Genomic DNA, 20261 nt, shown 5'->3' with positions numbered 1-20261 from the left:
CAAGCCTAGACGGCCAGACGTTTGCGGCCCTTTGCGCGACGTGCGTTGAGCACATCACGGCCACCACGGGTAGCCATACGAGCGCGGAAGCCGTGCGTACGCTTGCGGCGAACGACGGAAGGTTGGTAAGTACGTTTCATGTTGGTCTCGCTAAAAACAAAAAAAATGCAAAATCGGGTCTGACGTCCCGTCAGTTTTTGGTGCCAATGACAATCGCGCACTTATGCCAAGGCACAAGCTGGCCAATCTCATCGCCCGCTTAATCCACGCTTAGTCCATATTGTCGTTCCAAATGAATAAACACGGAATACGGGCGGGGAACCCTGAATTATTCAGCATATGCCCCCCTCTTGTCAAGGATTGCCGTGATCGCCCGGAAATTTGCGCGCCGGCCCCCATCTGCCGGCAAGGCCCCGCCACAGGCCGCGCCAGCACTGCCTGTGACGGGATAACCGGGGGATAAGTCGCCTCTTATGCACACGGCGCCCCACCCCGCCACACAAAAATAACAGCCGTGCCTGTGGATAACTTTCGCAGTCGGGAGTAGAATAGCGCGTTACGTGTGGCGAGCCCTCGCGCGACGCCGGCCTTGCAACACGGTGAACGCAGGGCAGAATCGATACGCCCTCCCACACCTTTTCACATAGACATACATGGATAATTTCTGGCAGGCCTGTTCCGCGCAGTTGGAACTGGAGCTGACACCGCAACAATTCAGTGCGTGGATCAAACCGCTTATCCCTCTCGATTACGAAGAGGGCAAGCTGCGCATTGCTGCGCCCAATCGCTTCAAGCTCGATTGGGTCAAGACCCAGTTCGCCAGCCGCATCACTGCCCTGGCCATTCAGTACTTCGAAGCGCCGACGGAAGTGCAGTTCGTGCTCGACCCGCGCCTGGCCTTGCCGAAGAAACCCGTCACCGCCAGCACCCCGGCCAGCGATCCGAATGGCGGCGCGCCCAGCGCGCGCGCCGCGGAACCGCAGCCGAGCGTGCCGGAACTGAGCATCGGCGCCGCGCCGCGCCGCGAGCAGAGCCGCATCAACACCGACCTGACCTTCGACAGCTTCGTGACGGGTAAGGCCAACCAGCTGGCGCGCGCCGCCGCCATCCAGGTGGCGAACAATCCGGGCGTGTCGTACAACCCGCTGTTCTTCTACGGCGGCGTCGGCCTGGGTAAGACCCACTTGATCCACGCCATCGGCAACCAGGTGATGGCCGACAATCCGGGCGCGAAGATCCGCTACATCCACGCAGAACAGTACGTTCGCGACGTAGTGACCGCTTACCAGCGCAAGGGTTTCGACGACTTCAAGCATTACTATCACTCGCTCGACATGCTGCTGATCGATGATATCCAGTTCTTTGGCGGCAAGAGCCGCACGCAGGAAGAGTTCTTCTATGCATTCGAGGCATTAATTGCCGCAAAGAAACAGATCATCATCACCTCGGATACGTATCCGAAGGAAATCACGGGCATGGACGACCGTCTGATCTCGCGCTTCGACTCGGGCCTGACGGTGGCCATCGAACCGCCGGAACTGGAAATGCGCGTGGCGATTCTGTTGAAAAAAGCCAAACAGGAAGGCGTGACCTTCTCCGACGACGTGGCGTTCTTTGTCGCCAAGCACTTGCGTTCGAACGTGCGCGAGCTGGAAGGCGCGCTGCGCAAGATCCTCGCGTATTCGCGTTTCCATGGCAAAGATATCACCATCGATATCGTCAAGGAAGCGCTGAAGGACTTGCTGTCGGTGCAGAATCGCCAGATTTCCGTGGAAAACATCCAGAAAACGGTGGCCGACTTCTTCAATATCAAGGTTGCCGACATGTATTCGAAGCGCCGCCCCGCGAATATCGCCCGGCCGCGCCAGATCGCCATGTACCTGGCCAAGGAATTGACACAGAAGAGCCTGCCGGAAATCGGCGAGCTGTTCGGCGGCCGCGACCACACCACGGTGCTGCATGCCGTGCGCAAGATCGCGCTGGACCGCACCAAGAACCCGGAATGCAACCATGAATTGCATGTGCTGGAACAAACGTTAAAAGGCTAAGCGCCGCTTGGGCAAGGCTGGCTCAAAACGTGCTTTACCCTTATTATCTGGGAGAGCGCCGCAGCCGGCCTGCCGGGGCTCCCCTTGCAATGATTGTTAAATTACTACGTTAAACTTCATACCTATACATTGAGGATAAATATGCAATTGGTCAAAACCACCCGAGATACCCTTCTCCGGCCACTGCAGATCGTGAGCGGTATTGTCGAGCGTCGGCACACTATGCCGATTCTGGCCAATATCCTCATCCGCAAAGACGGTGAAAATGTCTCCTTCCTGTCGACCGACACCGAAGTGCAGATCACCACGCACGCGGAAATCGGTTCCGGCGCGGACGTCACCGGCACCACCGTGGCCGCGCGCAAGCTGCTGGACATCCTGCGCGCCCTGCCCGAATCGGGCGACGTCACGATGACCCTGCTGAACAAGCGCCTGACCGTGCAAACAGGCAAGTCGCGCTTCGCCCTGCAAACGCTGGCGGCGGAAGAGTTTCCAACCGTGCAACAAGCGGAAAGCTACAACGCGTCCGTCACCCTGCCCCAGAAAACCTTGAAGCACCTGTTCAACATGGTGCATTTCTCGATGGCGCAGCAAGACATCCGCTATTACCTGAACGGCTTGCTGCTGGTTCTGGATGGCAATAATGTCATCGCCGTGGCCACCGACGGCCACCGCCTGGCGTTTTGCCAGGTCGCCACCGAGCAGACGTTTGCGCGCCAGGAAGTGATTATTCCGCGCAAGACCATCATCGAACTGCAGCGCCTGCTGGAAGAGAACGATGAGCCGGTGCAGCTGGACATCGCCGCCAACCAGGTGAAACTGACCTTTGCCGACATCGAGCTGATCTCGAAGCTGGTGGAAGGCAAGTTCCCCGATTACACGCGCGTGATTCCTAAAGGCTACAAAAACGACTTCACCATCGGCCGCGATGAACTGCTGCGCTCGCTGCAACGTGCCGCCATCATGACCAGCGACAAGTTCAAGGGCGTGCGCTGCATCATCACCCCGGGCAGCATGAAGATCAGCTCGACCAATGCGGACCAGGAAGAAGCCGTCGAAGAGCTGGAAATCGACTACGGCGGCGATTCCGTCGACATCGGCTTCAACGTGACGTATCTGCTGGACGTGCTGAACAACCTGAAATGCGAATACGTCAACATCGCGCTGGGCGACTCGAACTCGTCCGCCCTGATCTCCATCCCTGACAATGCGGACTTCAAGTACGTTGTCATGCCGATGCGCATTTAAGCGTAACCCAATGCAAAACTGGGGTCTGATCCGACAGGGTCAGGCCCCGCAATCAGCAATCGTTATTTGAGAAAGCAGTCCATGTCCGAGAATCCACAAGACACCCCGATCCAGGCCAAAACGGAAGAATACGGCGCCGCCTCCATCCAGATCCTGGAAGGCCTGGAAGCCGTACGCAAACGCCCGGGCATGTACATTGGCGACACCTCGGACGGCACCGGCTTGCACCATCTGGTATTCGAAGTGCTGGACAACTCGATCGATGAATCGCTGGCCGGCCACTGCACGGAAATCCACGTCACCATCCACAGCGACAATTCCATCTCGATCACCGACAATGGCCGCGGCGTGCCGACCGGCCTGAAAATGGACGACAAGCACGATCCGAAGCGTTCGGCGGCGGAAATCGTCATGACCGAACTGCACGCGGGCGGCAAGTTCGACCAGAACTCGTACAAAGTATCAGGCGGTTTGCATGGCGTGGGTGTGTCCTGCGTCAATGGTCTGTCGAAATTGCTGAAACTGACCATCCGCCGCGATGGCAAAGTGCATCACATGGAATTCGTGCGCGGCGTGCCGCAAGACCGCCAGATCGTCATGGTCGGCGACATCGCCACCTCGCCGATCAAGGTCATCGGCGAAACGGACAAGCGCGGCACCGACGTGCATTTCTGGGCCGACGAGGAAATCTTCACGCACGTGGAATTCCACTACGAAATCCTGGCCAAGCGCATCCGCGAACTGTCCTTCCTGAACAATGGCGTCAACATCAAGTTGTCGGACCAGCGCACGGGCAAGGAAGAAGTCTTCGCCTTCGAAGGCGGCACGCGCGGCTTCGTCGAGTACATCAACAAGGCCAAGTCGGTCTTGCACCCGACCATTTTCCAGGCCACGGGCGAGCGCATGTCCGACCAGAACACGAATATCTCGGTCGACGTGTCGATGCAGTGGAACGATGCCTACAATGAACAGGTGCTGTGCTTCACGAATAACATCCCGCAACGCGACGGCGGTACCCACCTGACGGGCTTGCGCGCGGCGATGACGCGCGTGATCAACAAATACATCGATGAACACGAGTTCGCCAAGAAGGCGAAAGTGGAAATCAACGGCGACGACATGCGCGAAGGCTTGACCTGCGTCCTGTCCGTGAAAGTGCCGGAACCAAAATTCTCGTCGCAGACGAAAGACAAGCTGGTGTCGTCGGAAGTGCGCGGCCCGGTCGAAGAAATCGTCGCCAAGACCCTGGCTGATTACCTGCAAGAAAAACCGAACGACGCCAAGATCATTTGCGGCAAGATCGTCGAAGCGGCGCGCGCCCGCGAAGCGGCCCGCAAGGCCCGCGACTTGACGCGCCGCAAAGGCATCATGGATGGCCTGGGCCTGTCGGCCAAGCTGGCCGACTGCCAGGAAAAAGACCCCGCCCTGTGCGAACTGTACATCGTCGAGGGTGACTCGGCAGGTGGCTCGGCAAAACAAGGGCGCGACCGCAAGTTCCAGGCGATCCTGCCGCTGCGCGGTAAAGTCTTGAACGTGGAAAAAGCCCGTTTCGAGAAAATGCTGTCGTCGGAGCAGATCACCACCCTGATCGCCACGCTCGGCACCTCGATCGGACCGGACGAATTCAACGTCGAGAAACTGCGCTACCACCGCATCATCATCATGACCGATGCGGACGTCGACGGCGCCCACATCCGTACCCTGCTGCTGACCCTGTTCTACCGCCAGATGCCGCAACTGGTCGAGCGCGGCCACATCTACATCGCGCAACCGCCGCTGTACAAGGTGAAGGCGGGCCGCGACGAGCGCTACCTTAAAGATGACGCCGAGGAAGCGAGCTACATGATGACCGTGGCGCTGAACACGGCCGTGCTGGTGCCGCGCGAAGGCGCGGAAGGCATTTCCGGCGAAACGCTGACCGAACTGGTGCGCAAGTTCAACCTGTCGAACACCATCATGACGCGTTTGACGCGCGTCATCGACCGCGCCGCCCTGACGGCCATCATGACCGGCGTGCAGCTGGACCTGTCGACCCTGGACCTGGCGGAAACCTCCGCCCTGGCCCTGCAGACGGCCATCAACGACAGCGCCGTGCGCGTGCATGTGCGTTCCGACGACTTGTCGGAAAAACACAAGCTGCACATCGAGCGCATGTACCACGGTAACGTCAAAGTGACGGCCATCGACGCCGACTTCGTGCAAGGTCCGGACTACGCCGTGCTGAGCAGCGGCGCCGCCACCTTCGAAGGCTTGATCGGCGAAGGCGCGTTTGTCCGCCGCGGCGAAGGCGAGCGCATCAAGGAAATCGCCGTGGTCGACTTCCACCAGGCCATGCAATGGCTGCGCGACGAAGCCGAACGCACCGTCTCGAAACAGCGCTACAAAGGTCTGGGCGAAATGAACCCGGATCAACTGTGGGAAACGACGATGGACCCGACCGTGCGCCGCTTGTTGAAAGTACAGATCGAAGACGCCATTGCGGCGGATCAAATCTTCACGACCTTGATGGGCGACGACGTGGAACCACGTCGCGCCTTCATCGAAAACAACGCGCTGCGCGCAGGCAATATCGACGTGTAAGCCAGCTTCCCTGGTTTGCGTGACTGCCAAGGCGGCCCTCTTCAGGGCCGCTTTTTTTATGCCTGCCAGAATCCTGCCGCCCTATTGACATACTTGCTTTAAGCAAGCAATAATCTGCCACAAGCAAGTAAATGGAGGTGTCACATGCAGGCGGATCAACTCGGCGAACGCACGGAGATCGTGCGTCGTTTCAACCGTTTCTATACGCGCCAGATTGGCGTGCTGCATGAGCACTTGCTGGATAGCGCATTTTCTCTGACGGAAGTGCGCATCCTGTATGAATTGGCGCATCGGGAGCAGCTGACCAGCGCGGACCTGTGCCGCGAGCTGGGCTTGAATGCGGGCTATCTGAGCCGGGTCATTGCCGGGTTCGAAAAGCAGGGGCTGATCGCCAAGACGCGCTCGCCCACGGATGCGCGCGCGGCCCGATTGCAGCTGACCGGGCAGGGACAGCGCACCCTCGCGCCCCTGGTCGACGCCTCGCGGCGCGAAGTGGCCGCCATGCTGGAACGTTTGCCGCCGACGGCGCAGCAGGAGCTGGTCGCTGCCATGGAGCAAATCCAGGGTTTGCTGGGGGAACCATCGCCCAGCTATCTCCTGCGTAATCCGCAGCCGGGCGACATGGGCTGGATCATCCACCGGCAAGCGGTGCTGTATGCGCAGGAATATGGCTGGAACAATGAATACGAGGCGCTCGTTGCCGACATCCTCGCCAAGTTCGTGCGGGAATTCGACCCGGCCCGCGAGCGCTGCTGGATCGCCGAGAAGGACGGCAAGGTGATCGGTTCGGTCTTCATCGTGCGCCAGGACGACACGACGGCCAAGCTGCGCCTGCTGTATGTCGATCCCTGCGCGCGCGGCCTGGGCATCGGCAGCCGCCTGGTCGACGAGTGCCTGCGCTTCAGCCGCCAGGTCGGCTATACGAAAATGGTATTGTGGACCAACAGCATCCTCACCGATGCGCGCCGCATCTACGACAAGGCCGGCTTCCAGCTGGTCGAGGAAGAGGCGCATCACAGCTTTGGCAAGGACTTGATCGGCCAGGTGCTGGCGCGCGACCTGTGACGACCCGCGCGCTGCCGCCGCCATATGCCACTGTGGCGGCGGCAGGACAGTGTCAGCCGTTTTCCTCGCCACTCTCCCCACGGCCCCCAAGAAACCAGTACACTAGTTCCTGAGCGCAACTAATTTTGTGCGCGCGCCATGCCGCCTGCCGTTGCCGGGAGGCGTCCCTGCCGCAAGGCGTGTTGTCTGCCTGGACAAATGCAATGTTCACTTCGCGCAGCCTGTCTCCTGCCTTCTATTACCTGTTCTTTTCAGGAGAACGGGAGCAGCAGCAGCGCTTTTTCAAGGAACTGCATTTCATTTCGATAGCCATCCTGACGTTTGGCCTGGCTTGCTGGCTGGTCACGTTCAGCCTGACCTTGCCGCGCGCTTCGCTCGATCATGCGCAGGCGGCGCTGGGCTTGACAGGCATGCTGGTCGGGCTGCTGCTGACCGTGTATGCGAAGTCCTTGCAAGCCATCATCGCCAGCGGCACCATCAGCGTGCTGTTCATCGCTTTCAGCTTTCGCGTGCTGATGCTGGGCACGGAAGATCCCGCTTTCTGGGTCTTGCCGCTGGGCGTGATGATCACCCTGACGACGGCGCCCATCTTCAGCGGCATCGCGTATTACCTGGGCGTATCGCTGTGCGTGTGGGCCATCCTGGGGCTGGGGCAATTTCCCGTGCATGCGGGCCAGGCCGACCAGCATTGGCCCGTGCTGGCCGTCACCATCAGCGTGATCATCGGCCTGGCGTTGAATATCTATTTTCTCGTCTTGCGCATCAACAACTATCGCGCCCAGCGCGAACTGGCGACCATGGCCTACAAGGATGGCTTGACCGGGCTCAACAACCGGCGCATGTTCACGCAAAGCGCCCGCACCTTGCAGCGCACGGCGCATACGCCCGCGTATTTCCTGATGATCGACATCGACGACTTCAAGCAAATCAACGACGTGTACGGCCATGACGTGGGCGATGAGGTGCTGAAAAAGATCGCCGAGGTGATCGGTGAACTGTCGGGCGAGCACCTGTGCGGCCGCCTGGGCGGCGAGGAGTTCGCCGTCATTTACCTGGGTGAAAAGAACGCCGCCTGCGCCTTTGCCGCGCAGCTGGTCGACAGCGTCGAAGCGGCTTTCGTGCCGGAACGCAAGGTGTCCGTCAGCATCGGCATGGCAGAACTGATCAAGGAAGCGGACTTGTCGCACAGCTACCGGCGCGCCGATGAATCCTTGTACCAGGCCAAGAAAAGCGGCAAGAACCGCTACGTGCTCAACGCCGCCTGAACGCCACCGTCCGGCGCCGCATCGAGCAGCGCCAGCAAGGTTTGCGGCGCAATCTTCCAGGGATCGCGCCGCTCGGGGTCCACCTCATACCAGCTATCTTGAGCTCCGATCTTGAGGATGGTCAAGGGGATATCCTTGCTCTCGAAGAAGGCCAGCATGCGGTGGATCAAACGGCTCACCTTTGCGTGCTCGTCCGTATACAAGGAGCCGGTATAGAAACAGCCCTTCTCGCCCATGCGCAACATCCTGGCCGTGCCGATGCGCGAGCGGCCCAGGTATTTGTGCAGGAACTCGGTCACTGCCGCATCGTCGACGGGAATACTGCAGGAAATAGTGATCTGGGCCATGACAACGGGGGACAGTGATTCAATAGCCAAGCTTAGCAGAAAGAGATTCATTCCTGAAATGCTAAGATCGCGGCCCGCGCATGCCGGCAAGCCCTCCGGCATGGCGTCTCGACAAGGATAGTCATTGAATACCCCAGGAAAAATCACTGTTCGCATGCTGTCGCTGTGCGCCGCCTTGTGCCTGCCGCTTGCCAGCATGGCACAAGCCACTCCTGCCGAGGATGCCGCCTTCGTGGCCGCCACCGTGCCCGTGCCGTCGCCGCCGTTGCGCCTGAGCGCGCATCCCGAAATCCGCGCCGACGTCTTGAAACTGCTCGGCTACGCGCGCGGCAGCTATACGCAAGGCAACACCCTGATCGCGCGTCAGGTGCTCGACAGCATGCAGTCGCTCGACGACATCACGCGCACCATGCTGCCCGACGGGCGCTCCGTGCTGGCCTCCATCGATGCCAGCACGCACGGTGCATGGCGCGCCGCCATGCTGTTCGACCCGCAACGCAAGCTGCTGGCCCTGGGCCTCGTCAACGGCCATTGCCGGGCCGCCATCGGCGACGCCGCTCCCGCCTGCCTGCCGTCCACGCACGCCGTGCTGACGGTGTTCCTGCCGCCGGGCGCAGAGGACGAGATGGCCGCGCCGCTGCTCGTGTGGGCGCGGCAACTGCCGGCCATGCTGGCACAGGCAGCGCCGGAACGGCGGCAAAGCATTGCTGCGGTGGAATACATCACCACCCGCCCCGGCCAGCCCGGCTGGGAGGCGCGCGACGTGCCGCCCGGCTTTCCCGCCAGCTTGCGGCACCTGCTGCTGCCGAATGCGGAATTGAGCAGCAGTTCCAGCGGCGGCAAACTCATCGCGCCGGAGGGCCTGGCGGGCTTACCCATGCGCACACAAGCGGCCGAGGCGGGAGACGAGCCCCTGCCCGATGCCGACATCACCCTGCGCAGCTATGCCGATTTCCACTGGGTGCTCAACACCTACGCCACGCTGGCCAAAGGGGCGCAAGTAAAAGGCCATGACGACAAGGTCGTGTTCACGGGCAACGATGCGAGCGGCCGCTATACGGTGACCTTGCGCGAGCCCGACAAGGACGATGGCGTCTTCATCACCGTCGCCAGCTGGCGGGAAAAATAGGCCTGAGGGGAGTCCAGACAGGGGAAAGCATTGCCATTACGCACAAGAGCATGGCATTTTGGCATTTTGCGGTATGATTTCCGGCCGTGCGGCGCGGCCCGATCCCTGCCTTGCCCACCCTGCCTTTCAAGCCAGTCACGCTTGCGTCGCATCCTGCCCTAAGGAATTCATATGTTCGGTTTTAACTTGCGCGTTGCCAAGATGGTGTGGACGGCTTTCCTCATCGCCTTCCTGCTCTTTCTTACCTACAAGGTCTCGTCGACCCTGATCGTCGTGGTCTTTGCCATTTTCTTCAGCTACCTCGTGTATCCGCTGATCGGCCTGCTGGAGCGCCATGGCCCGAAGCGCTTGCCGCGCACGGCTGCCATCGGCATCGTCTTCCTCGTGGTGATCTTGCTGGTGGCGATACTGGGCTCCATCTTCGGCGCCCGCATCGAGGAAGAAGCCAGCAAACTCAGCGCGCAATTGCCGACCCTGCTCAAGGGCAATAATTTCGCCGAGCGGATTCCTTTGCCGGAATTCATGGAACCGTTGCGCGCGCGCCTGCTGTCGTTCATGCAGACGCAGCTGAGCAGCGGTACGGGACAAGCCATGCCGCTGGCGAAGGAACTGGGCTTGACCGTCATGCATGCGGCCAGCAACCTGATCTATCTGGTGCTGGTGCCCGTGCTGAGCTTTTTGCTGATCAAGGAAGGCCCGGACATGCGCGACGGCTTGCTGTCCCTGCTGAACCGTCCCAACAAGAAGCTGTGGGGCGCCATCATCGACGACCTCGACATCCTGCTGTCGCGCTATGTGCGCGCCCTGCTGCTGTTGTCGATCGCCACGTTTGTATCCTACAGCATCGCCTTTTCCCTGATGGGCGTGCCGTACAGCCTGCTGCTGGCCGGCGCGGCCGCCTTGCTGGAATTCATCCCGTTTGCCGGCCCGCTGGCGGCCGCCGTCATCGCCGTGGTCGTGGCCGGTTTCAGCGGTTTCGAGCACGTGTTCTGGCTGATCGGCTTTATCGCCGCCTACCGCTTGTTCCAGGATTACGTGGTCAACCCGTACTTGATGAGCGAAGGCGTGGAAGTGAGCCCGCTGATGGTGATCGTCGGCTTGCTGGCCGGCGACCAGCTGGGGGGCGTGGTGGGCATCTTCCTGTCCGTGCCCGTGATGGCGGCCATCAAGATCGTCTTCGTGCGCGCCCGGGCGGCGCTGCAAGCGCGCCATGATGCACTGGAGAAAGCGGAACAGGCGGCAGAGGAAGCGCGTGCCCAAGCCTTGGCCGAGGCGGCGCGCTTGCAGGAACAGGGCAGCAAAGTTGCCCTGGAAGCGCAGTAACGCAAGCAGTAACTTAGAACTCTTCCCACTCGCCGCTGTTGTCCGCGGCAGGCTTGGCCGGACGCGGTTTGGCGGCGGCGGCAGGGGCAGCAGCGGCACCGGCCGGCGCCAGGCGCAGCGCCGGGCGTTTCAAGGCCGTGCTGGCAGCGGCCACGACAGGCTTGCGCAAGGCAGGCTTGGCCGCTGCCGGACCGCTATGGTTGGCGTCGAGCTTGAAAATGCTGACCATTTCGGCCAGCGCCGCCGCCTGCTCCTGCATCGATTCCGAGGCCGCCGCCGCTTCTTCCACCAACGCCGCATTCTGTTGCGTCACGGTATCCATTTCCGCCACGGCTTGATTGATCTGGCCAATGCCCAGTTCCTGCTCGCGGCCGGCGGCGCTGATTTCGCCCATGATGTCCGTCACGCGGCGGATGCTGGAGACGATTTCATCCATCGTCGTGCCCGTCTGGCTGACGAGCGCGCTGCCGGCGCCCACGTTCTGCACCGACGCTTCGATAAGCACTTTAATATCCTTGGCGGCGCTGGCCGAGCGGTGCGCCAGGTTGCGCACTTCCGTGGCGACGACGGCAAAGCCACGGCCTTGCTCGCCGGCACGGGCCGCTTCCACGGCCGCGTTCAAGGCCAGGATATTCGTCTGGAAAGCGATGCCATCGATCACGCCGATGATGTCGGCGATCTTTTTCGACGATTCGCTGATGGTGCCCATGGTATCGACCACTTGCGCCACCAGTGCGCCACCCTTGACGGCCACGTCCGATGCGGAGACGGCCAGCTGGTTCGCCTGGCGCGCATTGTCGGAATTCTGCTTGACGGTCGAAGTCAGCTCTTCCAGCGAGGACGCCGTTTCTTCCAGGCTCGACGCTTGCTGCTCCGTGCGGCTCGACAAATCCAGGTTGCCCGAGGCGATTTCATTGCTGGCCGTGGCGATGGCGCCGCTGCCGTCGCGCACGCCGCGCACGGTGCTCGACAGGCGTTCCTGCATTTTCTGCAAGCCCGTCAGCAAGGCGCCCATCTCGTCGTGGCGCGTGATGACGATGTCGTTGGCCAGGTTACCGTCGGAAATGGCGCCGAAATGGCGCAGGGCCTGGTCCAGCGGGCCAAAGATGGCGCGCAGCAGCAAGATGCTGGAAATGATGGTCAGCAAGGCGCCGATGATCATGCCGCCGATGGCCATGGTCACCTGCGTGTGGTAGCTGGACTGGCTTTCCGCATACATCGCGGCGGCCGAAGTGGCTTGGTATTGCGTCAATGTTTCGGCAGCCTGGTCCAGGGTACGATACAGCGGCGTCAGCCCCTTCATCATCATGCCGTCGGCTTGCTCGATGTTACCCTCACGCAAAGCCTTGCTCATGGCCAGCACGCCATTGTTCATGTAGTCGCTGCGCTTCTTGTCCATATCGTCGGACAGGCGCTTTTCATCCGCGCTTTGCGGCAAGCCCAGGTACACCTTCCAGGCCTTGTTGGACGCTTCCAGGAATTGTTCGGCGCGGGCCAGGGTCTCCTTGGCATCCGGCGCATCCGGGTGCACCATCACGCGGTCCATCGTGAAACGGGCGCGGCCCAGGGCAATTTGCGATTCGCCGATCGCTTGCGTCGATGCCAGCTGATTGCTGTAGACCTCGTTGAGGCTGTTGTTGGCCGATTTCAGGCTGATGATACTCATGACGCCCAGTACGGCGATCAGCAAGCCCAGCACACTCATGGTGGCGATCAGGCGCATTTTTATTGTTATGTTCGACAACATGCAGTTTCCTTGGTAAGGGCGCAACCATGCCTGCGTATGCCGGACGAGATAGCGGCAAACGCCAGATGGGCGGGTCACGTGAATTGTTCAGGACAGGTCGATACGGCGTGTGCGGCAGCAGGGGGGAAGGCGGCCCGCGCATATCGTCAGGAGTGCAATACAGGGCAACGAGGTTGAGGTTTCCCGTACTTTTAATTTCCTGACTGCAAGATACAGGGAAAGATTACCAGTAGCAACATCCAGCATGGATTTTCACGATTTGTAACAAGTGGATGATGTTTTTTGCGCAGAACTGGCATTCCGCTGTCGTGCGCGGTCGCGGCGGAATGCCATTTATGCTAGTCAGCAAGTTAATACATGGTTTCTTCAATCAGCTGGCCATCGTCGCGGAAATACTGGAAGCGGCCCGTTTTCCTGCCCATGTCGTAGGCGCCGATCTGCTTCGGTTTTCCGTTCTGGAAATTCTCGAGGTTGACGCCATGCAACACGCCCTGGTGCCAATTGCGGTGAAATTGCGGCAATTCGCCATCGGGATAAAACAGGGTTTCTGCGCCATCGCGCTCGCCGTCGACAAACGAACCCTGGTAGCGTCGCTTGCCATCCGGATAAAAACTCTCCATCGGCCCTTCCAGCTTGCCCAGGCGGTAATGTTCGACCAGTTCCAGCTGGCCATTGGCCCCGTATTGTTCCAGCTTGCCTTCCGGTTTGCCATCGAGCATGGTCAGCACTTGCCAGCCGCCGTCCGGCGTCGCCTTCTTCCACGGCCCCTGCTTGACGTCGTCGACATAACGGCCGCCACCGCCAGGTTCCACCCACTGGCCCTGCTTCTTGCCGTTCACATAGTTGCCCTGCCATTGCACCACACCATCGATGCGGCGCTCGCTGGGGCCATCCAGGCGATCTTTCACGAAATGGTCGTAACCGGTGAAGCTGTGCATGTCCGCTTCGCGCCATTCGGCCACGCCAGGGCTCACTTCCCAACGGCCCGTGCGCTGGCCCTTGAGCATCTGTCCCGTCGTCGTTTCATCGCCGCTTTCATACGTCCATGGTCCTTCCGCTTTGTCGTCGACAAAGGCGCCAGACGAGCGGATGGTGTTCGGCTCTTCGTAGTGCCATACGCCGATACGCTTGCCATGCGCATACTGACCGCGGGCAAACACGCTGCCCACGCAGCAATTCACGTCATATTCGATAAACAGTCCATCCTGGCTGGCGGCAAAATGCTGCGGCTGCGTTTCCCAGGTGATCCACTTGGCGTGATAACTGGGCGCGCGCCCCCCTTGCCAGCCCTTGCCCAGCAGATAGGTGACCGTGAGGAAATGACCATCCTTTTCCTGGAAAGTTTTTTTATAGGCAAACGCGGGCTTATCGGCCGGCTTGCCTGGCAATAACTCGCCATCGATATTGAAATAGCCGACCAGGGTGCCATGGCCATGCTCGATGGCGTCGAACTCGGCCACGCCCGTGGGCGCGTAATCGATGCTGTAGTCGATCAACTGCAAACGGCCCAGCGCGGCGCGCACCCGCGCTTCATCCATGACCTTGGCGCCGCGCACGAGGGCGTCCAGGGTGGGCTGCAGGGCGGCGACCTTGAACATCTTGCCGCCGCTGGATTCGTAGCGGTAAGCATGCAAACCATACGCCGTGCCACTGCCAGCGCTGCGGCTAAGCACGAACGTCGTTTCGCCTTCGCTGTCGAGGTCGACCTGGAACACGGCCGCGATGCTGGCCTTGCCATACTTGTCCAGGTTCATGCGCTTGTCGCTGATGCCGTTGCACTGGCAATAGTAGCCGTTGACTTCGCCGTTTTCCCGCAGGAAAGCCAGCACCACGCCGCCGTCGCGGCGCTCGACAACCTTGGCGGTGGCCATGGGGACGCCTTCATAGAAACGCGCCGCCTGCGCCGACGCCGCATTTCCCAGCGCCAGCAGCGCCGCCATCGTGCTCATCCAAAATGTTTGCCGCATGTCAACTCCACTGCCGAAAAACCGCCATTATGCATGGCCATTCAGGCAAGACCGGACACGCGAGGACGCTGGCGCCACAGGGGCCGCTGCACCGTCTGCGCCAGCAACACGCCCAGCAGCGAAATCCCGCCGCCGACCAGGTGGTACACATGCATGCTTTCGTGCAACCAGACGATGGCAAGCAAGGCCGTCAGCAAAGGCAGCAGGTTGACGTAAATGCTGCAGCGGTTCGGCCCCAGCAGTTTTACCCCTTCGATCCACAGGTAGGACAGCACGATGGACGAACCGATGCCCGCATAGCCGATCAGCGGCAAGGTGGTGGCGTCCAGCCTGGCGCTGCCGGGCGGCAACAGCAGGAACAGCGGCAGCATGCAGGCCAGCGCCGCCAGGGCCTGGCAATAAATGGATTGCCAGGCAGGAATGGATAAACGCCAGCGGCGCAGCAGCACGCCGTACAAAGCAAAGACCAAGCAAGCCAGCAGCATCAGCGCATCGCCCGCATGTACGCCCTGCTGCAGTAAGGCCAGCACGTCGCCGCGCCCCACCAGGTACAGCAAGCCGCCAAACGACAGCACGCCGCCGGCCGCCATGCCCAGCGTCAGGCGTTCGCCCAGCAGCAGCACGCTGAGCAGGGCCGTCATCAGGGGCGCCAGCGCCGTGACGATGGCCATATTCGTCGCCGTCGTCGATTCGGCGGCGCGGTAGGACAGGCTCTGGAACAGGGCCATCGACATCACGCCGCACAGGGCCAGCTGCCACCACTGGCGGCGCAGGGCGGCGCGGTTGCGCCACAGGGGACGGGCGATAAACGGCGTCATCACCAGCAAGACCAGCACCAGGCGGTAAAAAGTGATGGCCGTGGGGGCGATGCTGGACGCGGCCAGTTTCGAGACGACGACATTGCCGGCCCACAGCAGCATGGCCAGGAACGGGTACAGATAGGCGCGCACAGGCATGTGTTACTCCGGGAATAGTTGCGGGGGAACCATCATGCCGCAGGCGCGCGGCGCCTTCTCGCGCTAAGATGTCCATACCTATCGCAAAACTGACCTTCATATGGATTGTTCCTCGCCCGCCTTTCAGGAATTGCTGCCCGTCACGGCGCGCGCCATGGCGCTGGCCGTCGACTATGCGCATGGCCACGTGATTTCCGTGCACCGCCACACGCATGCGCAATTGCTGTACGCCATCGAAGGCGTGATGACCATCGAAGCGCAGGGCGGACGCTGGGTGGTGCCGCCCACGCGCGGCGTGTGGCTGCAGCCCGGCATCGCGCATCAGGTGCGCATGAGCGGCGCCGTGAAAATGCGCACCGTCTTCATCGATTGCGCCAGCTCGCCATTGCTGCCGCGCCACAGTTGCGTGCTCGACATCAGCCCCCTGCTGCGGCAACTGATCGTGGCGGCCGTCGACATCGCGCCCGATTTCACGGAAGGCAGCCGCGACTGGCATCTGCTGCAATTGCTGTTGCACGAGCTCGACAGCCTGCCCGTGCTGCCCCTGTATCTGCCGCTGCCCATCGATGCGCGCCTGCGCGGCATTTGCGCGCGGCTGATGGAGCAGCCGGGCGAACAGCAGACGGTGGCGCACTGGGCGCAGGAATTGGCGATCACCGAGCGCAGCCTGCACCGCTTGTTCCAGAAACAGACGGGCATGCGCTTTGGCCAGTGGCGCCAGCAGGCGCGCTTGCTGCGGGCGCTGGAACAATTGGCGCACGGCAGCAAGGTCATCGACGTGGCCATGGACAATGGCTACACGAGCCAAAGTGCGTTCACCGCCATGTTCAGGAAGCACTTCGGCACCACGCCCACCGCGTTTTACCAGGCAAAAGTCATCGCTGCGTAAAAAAAATGCTGCTATGCATCAATAATCATGGGCGATAGCCGCCGCTCTTGTTATCATCGCAAGCCTTATCGCACCGCGCCCATCCTGGCAGCGGTGTTGACCTCAATCACACCACCATGACACAGAATTTCTTCCAGACTTTTATCCTGCTCTTGCTCGTCACCGATCCGTTCGGCAACGTTTCCCTGTTCGTCAATGCCCTCAAGCGTGTGCCGGTCGAGCGGCGCTGGAAAGTCGTGGTGCGCGAGTGCATGATCGCCTTCGGCATCTTGCTGCTGTTTATGTTCTTCGGCCGCCATTTCCTGAATGCCTTGCAGTTGTCGGAAGTCGCCCTGCGCATCGGCGGCGGCGTGATCCTGTTCCTGATCGCCATGCGCATGGTGTTTCCGCAGCCCAACGCCGGCAATAGCGACCACGAGATGGGCGGCGAACCGTTCATCGTGCCGCTGGCCATCCCCGCGCTGGCCGGCCCGTCGGCCCTGGCGACCGTCTTGCTGTTTTCCTCGCATGAAATGAACGACGTCATCGCCCACGTGGCGGGCTTGACGGCCGTGGCCGCCGTCTGGCTGGCCGTCTTCCTGTGCGCGGAACGCTTGCAGCGGGCGCTCGGTCCAAGGGTCATGACGGCGTTTGAACGCCTGATGGGCTTGATCCTGACGGCGATGGCCATTGAAATGTTGCTCGCCGGCATACGGGCGTTCCTGAAATCCGTTTAACATAGTCACTCATCCACTGAAGGAGTCCAGCATGAGCCGTTGCGCCCACCTTTGCCTGATGGCCGATTACAACCAGTGGATGAATGCCAAGGTCTACGCGGCGGCGGCCAGCCTGCCGCCCGAAGAGCTGCAACGCGAGCGGGGCGCCTTCTTCGGTTCCCTGCTGGCCACCCTGAACCACGTGATGGTGGGCGACACCCTGTGGCTGCAGCGCTATGCGAAGCACCCGGCCGGCTTCCCCCTGCTCGACCCCATCCGCGCCATCACGCCGCCCGCGTCGCTCACGCACCCGCTGTTCGCGGCCGAGGATTTTGCCGCCATGCATGCGCACCGGCAATGGCTGGACCGGCTCATCGTCGACTGGGCCGCCTCCATCCGGGAAGAAGACCTGGACCACCTGCTCGATTACCGCAACAGCAAGGGGCCGAACCGGCGCGAATTTTTCAGCCTGCTCATGCATTTCTTCAATCACCAGACCCATCACCGGGGCCAGGCCAGCACCCTGCTGTCGCAGGCGGGCGTGGACATCGGCGACACGGATCTACTGTTTCGCATCCCCAACCATATTCAAGACTGACGATGGGCGGTAGCGCCACGCCTTGAGCAAGATCAAGGCCAGCGCCAGCGCACCGAACAGCCCGCCGCAAACCAGCGCCCCCTGCATGCCGTAGCGGGCGATGGCCATGCCGCCCGCCAGCGCGCCCACCGTCACGCCCAGGTTGATGGCGGCGATATACACGCCGATGGCAAACGCGGGCGCCTCGCGCGCTTCGCTGCTGAGCCATACTTGCGTGACGATCAGCCCGCTCGTGTGCGCCGCGCCCCAGAACAGCAGCAAGAAGGCCAGCGGCGCCCAGCCGAGACCAGTTCCCGCATGGCGGTACAGCAGCCAGTACGCCAGCCCCAGCAGCAGTGGCTGCAGCACGACCGTGCGCAGCACATGCGTGCCCAGCTGGCGCCCCGCGTACAGATTGCCCGCCACGCCGCCCACGCCAAACACCACCAGCGCCAGCCCCGTCTGGCGCGCCGACAAGCCCGCCACCTGCTGCAGGTAAGCGGCCGCATACGCATACACGGCAAACATGGCGGAAAACACCAGCACGGCGGCGGCAATGGTGAACCACAAGGCGGGTTTGCGCAGCACGGCCAGCTGGCGGCCATACGCCATCGGCGCTTCGCGCGGCGTGTCCGGCAAGAACAGGCACAGCCCCAGCGCGGCCAGGGCGTTGACGAGGGCGCAGGCAAGAAACGATGCCTCGTAACCATATTGCGCAGCGATCCAGGTGGTGAGCGGAATCCCCAGCACCATGCCCATGCTGGTGCCCGTGAACGCATGCGCGCCGGCCCGCGCCGCCTCGCGTGGCGGATACAGGGCGGCGGCCGCCACCATGGCCAGCGAGAAATACACGGGATGGAACAGGGCCGGCACGATGCGCAGCGCCAGCAGCAGTTCGAAGCGGGGCGCATAGACGGACGCCGCGCTGGCCAGCGCGAACACGAGCAGGGAAACGATCAGCACGCGCTTGCGGCGCCAGCGTGTGGCCAGCAGCACAAGGAAGGGGCCGCCCACGGCGATCACCAGGGCGAACAGGCTCACCAGCGAGCCCGCCTGCGCGGCCGTCACGGCATAGCGCTGCATGATCATCGGCAAGATACCCACCACGCCAAACTCGATGCAATACACGCCGAACAAGCCCAGCGCGAGGAAGACGATGGGATGCGGGCGGGTCATTGCCCCTGCTCCACGCCATACACTGCCTGGCACAGCTCCGTCACGAACGGCCCCGCCATGCCCTCCAATGCCGTATTCGTGAACGCCACCACGGACAATTCTTGCGCAGGGTCAACAAACCACGAATGGCCATACGTGCCGCCCATGCGCCAGCTGCCAGCCGACTCGGGCGTAGCGGCCAGTTGCGGGTCCGTCAGCACGGTAAAACCCAGGCCGAAGCCGCGGCCGGGCCAGAACGGCAAGTCGAAATCACCCGTCTGGCTTTCGCCCATCTGGCGCGCCAGCGCCGGCGGCAACAGCGGTGCGCCGCCCAGCCGCAAGGTTTCCAGCAGGCGCATGAAGTCGGGGGCGGAACCGACCATGCCGGCGCCGCCGGACGGGTAGGCGTGCGCATCGCGGGCGCGCGCCGGCGACAAGGTAAAACCTGCCATGCCATCGAGAAACGGCAAGCGGTCTTCCCCCGCATCCAGCAAACGGCGCGGCCGGGATTCTCCCGCTGCGCGGTCCGCATAGGCGACGGCCAGGCGCGCCGGATCCATCGCCAGGAAACCCGTGCCGCGCATGGCCAGCGGCGCCGTTACCAACTGTGCCACGGCGTGCGCCAGCGGCAAGCCCGTCACCGCTTCGATCACGGCGCCCAGCACGTCGGTGGCGATCGAATACCCCCAGCGCTCGCCCGGCGCATACGCGAGCGGCACGGTGGCCAGGCGGCGCAGGTTGTCTGCCAGGGTCATGCGGGAGGCATCCATGCCGTCCGACACCCCGGCCTGCGCATACGCGCCGCCCGGCGGCTGGAAAAAGCCGTAATCGAGGCCGGCCGTGTGCGTGAGCAAGTGGCGCACGGTCATCGCCGCCACGGCGCCGTCCGGCTGGCGCGGCGCAAAATACGGCAGCCAGCGCGCCACCAGGTCGTCCAGGCCCAGGCGCTGCTGCCCTACCAGCGCCAGCGCGGCCGTCGAGACGATGGGTTTGCTGACGGACGCCAGGCGAAAGACGGCGTCCTCAACCATGGGCGTGCCCGCCTCGCGGTCCAGGTGGCCGGCCGCGCGGCGATACACGTCCTGGCCACGGTGGCGCACGAGCACCACGGCGCCCGCCAGGCGCTGCTGCTGCAAAACAAGGTCCAGCAAGGCATCGATGCGGCCGGACAAGGCCGCAGGAGAGAAGTTGTACGTCATGGCTGAGCCTTTCAAATGATCAGGCTGCCAAGGTAAGCCAGGCGCGATCAAAGAAAAACAGGCTATAGTTT

17 protein-coding genes are annotated in these 20261 nt (G+C 62.1%); 10 read left to right on the top strand and 7 right to left on the bottom strand.

Going from position 1 to position 20261, the window contains the following annotated elements; genetic code table 11:
* Positions 1-5 precede the first annotated feature (5 nt).
* On the bottom strand, positions 6-140 hold the full coding sequence (gene rpmH / locus O0879_RS28180) for a 50S ribosomal protein L34 (RefSeq protein WP_010401996.1): 135 nt from the start codon (positions 138-140) through the stop codon (positions 6-8).
* 513 nt (positions 141-653) lie between these two features.
* Between rpmH and dnaA the strand changes: the two genes are divergently transcribed.
* The 5 genes from dnaA (at position 654) to O0879_RS28155 (ending at position 8206) form a co-directional block, all read left to right on the top strand.
* On the top strand, positions 654-2048 hold the full coding sequence (dnaA, locus tag O0879_RS28175) for a chromosomal replication initiator protein DnaA (RefSeq protein WP_034781304.1): 1395 nt from the start codon (positions 654-656) through the stop codon (positions 2046-2048).
* 141 nt (positions 2049-2189) lie between these two features.
* Positions 2190-3296 carry a DNA polymerase III subunit beta gene (dnaN, locus tag O0879_RS28170; RefSeq protein ID WP_034754341.1) on the top strand — a complete coding sequence of 369 codons (1107 nt, stop codon included), beginning with the start codon at positions 2190-2192 and terminating at the stop codon, positions 3294-3296.
* A gap of 81 nt (positions 3297-3377) precedes the next feature.
* Positions 3378-5876: a DNA topoisomerase (ATP-hydrolyzing) subunit B gene (gene gyrB, locus O0879_RS28165; RefSeq protein ID WP_099666165.1), complete on the top strand. Its 2499-nt coding sequence runs from the start codon at positions 3378-3380 to the stop codon at positions 5874-5876.
* A gap of 144 nt (positions 5877-6020) precedes the next feature.
* The gene (locus O0879_RS28160) at positions 6021-6941 is read left to right on the top strand and encodes a bifunctional helix-turn-helix transcriptional regulator/GNAT family N-acetyltransferase (RefSeq protein ID WP_289919951.1); all 921 of its coding nucleotides are present in this window, start codon (positions 6021-6023) and stop codon (positions 6939-6941) included.
* Positions 6942-7144: 203 nt separating this feature from the next.
* The gene (locus O0879_RS28155; protein ID WP_099666155.1) at positions 7145-8206 is read left to right on the top strand and encodes a GGDEF domain-containing protein; all 1062 of its coding nucleotides are present in this window, start codon (positions 7145-7147) and stop codon (positions 8204-8206) included.
* Here the strand turns inward: O0879_RS28155 and O0879_RS28150 are convergent.
* Entirely contained in the window at positions 8185-8553 is a 369-nt protein-coding gene (locus tag O0879_RS28150) for a hypothetical protein (RefSeq protein WP_289919950.1), read from the bottom strand. The two genes, O0879_RS28155 and O0879_RS28150, sit on opposite strands and share 22 nt — an antisense overlap.
* Positions 8554-8677: 124 nt before the next feature.
* Here O0879_RS28150 and O0879_RS28145 point away from each other — a divergent pair, with 124 nt between their 5' ends.
* Positions 8678-9682, top strand: a complete 1005-nt coding sequence (locus tag O0879_RS28145) for a hypothetical protein (protein WP_289919949.1) — start codon at positions 8678-8680, stop codon at positions 9680-9682.
* A gap of 171 nt (positions 9683-9853) precedes the next feature.
* Complete coding sequence (locus tag O0879_RS28140) at positions 9854-11005, top strand: AI-2E family transporter (protein WP_289919947.1); 1152 nt, start codon at positions 9854-9856, stop codon at positions 11003-11005.
* 13 nt (positions 11006-11018) lie between these two features.
* Here O0879_RS28140 and O0879_RS28135 read toward each other — a convergent pair whose 3' ends face one another.
* The 3 genes from O0879_RS28135 to O0879_RS28125 form a co-directional block, all read right to left on the bottom strand.
* On the bottom strand, positions 11019-12752 hold the full coding sequence (locus O0879_RS28135; RefSeq protein ID WP_289913988.1) for a methyl-accepting chemotaxis protein: 1734 nt from the start codon (positions 12750-12752) through the stop codon (positions 11019-11021).
* A 350-nt stretch (positions 12753-13102) separates the two neighbouring features.
* Entirely contained in the window at positions 13103-14719 is a 1617-nt protein-coding gene (locus tag O0879_RS28130; protein WP_289919946.1) for a hypothetical protein, read from the bottom strand.
* 41 nt (positions 14720-14760) lie between these two features.
* Positions 14761-15675 carry a DMT family transporter gene (locus O0879_RS28125; protein ID WP_289919942.1) on the bottom strand — a complete coding sequence of 305 codons (915 nt, stop codon included), beginning with the start codon at positions 15673-15675 and terminating at the stop codon, positions 14761-14763.
* 100 nt (positions 15676-15775) lie between these two features.
* Between O0879_RS28125 and O0879_RS28120 the strand changes: the two genes are divergently transcribed.
* From O0879_RS28120 to O0879_RS28110, 3 genes are all read left to right on the top strand, one after another.
* Complete coding sequence (locus tag O0879_RS28120; RefSeq protein ID WP_289919941.1) at positions 15776-16564, top strand: helix-turn-helix transcriptional regulator; 789 nt, start codon at positions 15776-15778, stop codon at positions 16562-16564.
* Positions 16565-16680: 116 nt separating this feature from the next.
* A complete protein-coding gene (locus O0879_RS28115; protein WP_077398149.1) occupies positions 16681-17280 on the top strand; it encodes a MarC family protein in 600 nt (199 codons plus the stop codon).
* Between the two features lie 31 nt (positions 17281-17311).
* A complete protein-coding gene (locus O0879_RS28110) occupies positions 17312-17857 on the top strand; it encodes a DinB family protein (RefSeq protein ID WP_289900498.1) in 546 nt (181 codons plus the stop codon).
* Here the strand turns inward: O0879_RS28110 and O0879_RS28105 are convergent.
* On the bottom strand, positions 17822-19012 hold the full coding sequence (locus O0879_RS28105) for an MFS transporter (RefSeq protein ID WP_289919939.1): 1191 nt from the start codon (positions 19010-19012) through the stop codon (positions 17822-17824). The two genes, O0879_RS28110 and O0879_RS28105, sit on opposite strands and share 36 nt — an antisense overlap.
* The gene (locus O0879_RS28100; protein WP_289919938.1) at positions 19009-20190 is read right to left on the bottom strand and encodes a serine hydrolase domain-containing protein; all 1182 of its coding nucleotides are present in this window, start codon (positions 20188-20190) and stop codon (positions 19009-19011) included. Before O0879_RS28100 ends, O0879_RS28105 begins: the two co-directional genes overlap by 4 nt.
* Positions 20191-20261 lie beyond the last annotated feature (71 nt).

Origin of the sequence: Janthinobacterium sp. SUN120 (genome assembly GCF_030397735.1) — a bacterium.
In the GTDB taxonomy this organism is placed as follows: Bacteria; Pseudomonadota; Gammaproteobacteria; order Burkholderiales; family Burkholderiaceae_D; genus Janthinobacterium; species Janthinobacterium kumbetense.
The sequence above is the reverse complement of the archived record's forward strand: the minus strand, read 5'-3'. Positions and strand labels throughout refer to the sequence as shown.

Bases quoted from the DNA above. Each gene is read 5' to 3' on its own strand.
- O0879_RS28155 (WP_099666155.1), top strand. From the start codon at position 7,145: ATGTTCACTTCGCGCAGCCTGTCTCCTGCCTTCTATTACCTGTTCTTT.
- rpmH (WP_010401996.1), bottom strand. From the start codon at position 140: ATGAAACGTACTTACCAACCTTCCGTCGTTCGCCGCAAGCGTACGCAC.
- dnaA (WP_034781304.1), top strand. From the start codon at position 654: ATGGATAATTTCTGGCAGGCCTGTTCCGCGCAGTTGGAACTGGAGCTG.
- O0879_RS28115 (WP_077398149.1), top strand. From the start codon at position 16,681: ATGACACAGAATTTCTTCCAGACTTTTATCCTGCTCTTGCTCGTCACC.
- O0879_RS28160 (WP_289919951.1), top strand. From the start codon at position 6,021: ATGCAGGCGGATCAACTCGGCGAACGCACGGAGATCGTGCGTCGTTTC.
- gyrB (WP_099666165.1), top strand. From the start codon at position 3,378: ATGTCCGAGAATCCACAAGACACCCCGATCCAGGCCAAAACGGAAGAA.
- O0879_RS28110 (WP_289900498.1), top strand. From the start codon at position 17,312: ATGAGCCGTTGCGCCCACCTTTGCCTGATGGCCGATTACAACCAGTGG.
- O0879_RS28105 (WP_289919939.1), bottom strand. From the start codon at position 19,012: ATGACCCGCCCGCATCCCATCGTCTTCCTCGCGCTGGGCTTGTTCGGC.
- O0879_RS28140 (WP_289919947.1), top strand. From the start codon at position 9,854: ATGTTCGGTTTTAACTTGCGCGTTGCCAAGATGGTGTGGACGGCTTTC.
- O0879_RS28150 (WP_289919950.1), bottom strand. From the start codon at position 8,553: ATGGCCCAGATCACTATTTCCTGCAGTATTCCCGTCGACGATGCGGCA.
- O0879_RS28125 (WP_289919942.1), bottom strand. From the start codon at position 15,675: ATGCCTGTGCGCGCCTATCTGTACCCGTTCCTGGCCATGCTGCTGTGG.
- O0879_RS28100 (WP_289919938.1), bottom strand. From the start codon at position 20,190: ATGACGTACAACTTCTCTCCTGCGGCCTTGTCCGGCCGCATCGATGCC.
- O0879_RS28120 (WP_289919941.1), top strand. From the start codon at position 15,776: ATGGATTGTTCCTCGCCCGCCTTTCAGGAATTGCTGCCCGTCACGGCG.
- O0879_RS28130 (WP_289919946.1), bottom strand. From the start codon at position 14,719: ATGCGGCAAACATTTTGGATGAGCACGATGGCGGCGCTGCTGGCGCTG.
- dnaN (WP_034754341.1), top strand. From the start codon at position 2,190: ATGCAATTGGTCAAAACCACCCGAGATACCCTTCTCCGGCCACTGCAG.
- O0879_RS28135 (WP_289913988.1), bottom strand. From the start codon at position 12,752: ATGTTGTCGAACATAACAATAAAAATGCGCCTGATCGCCACCATGAGT.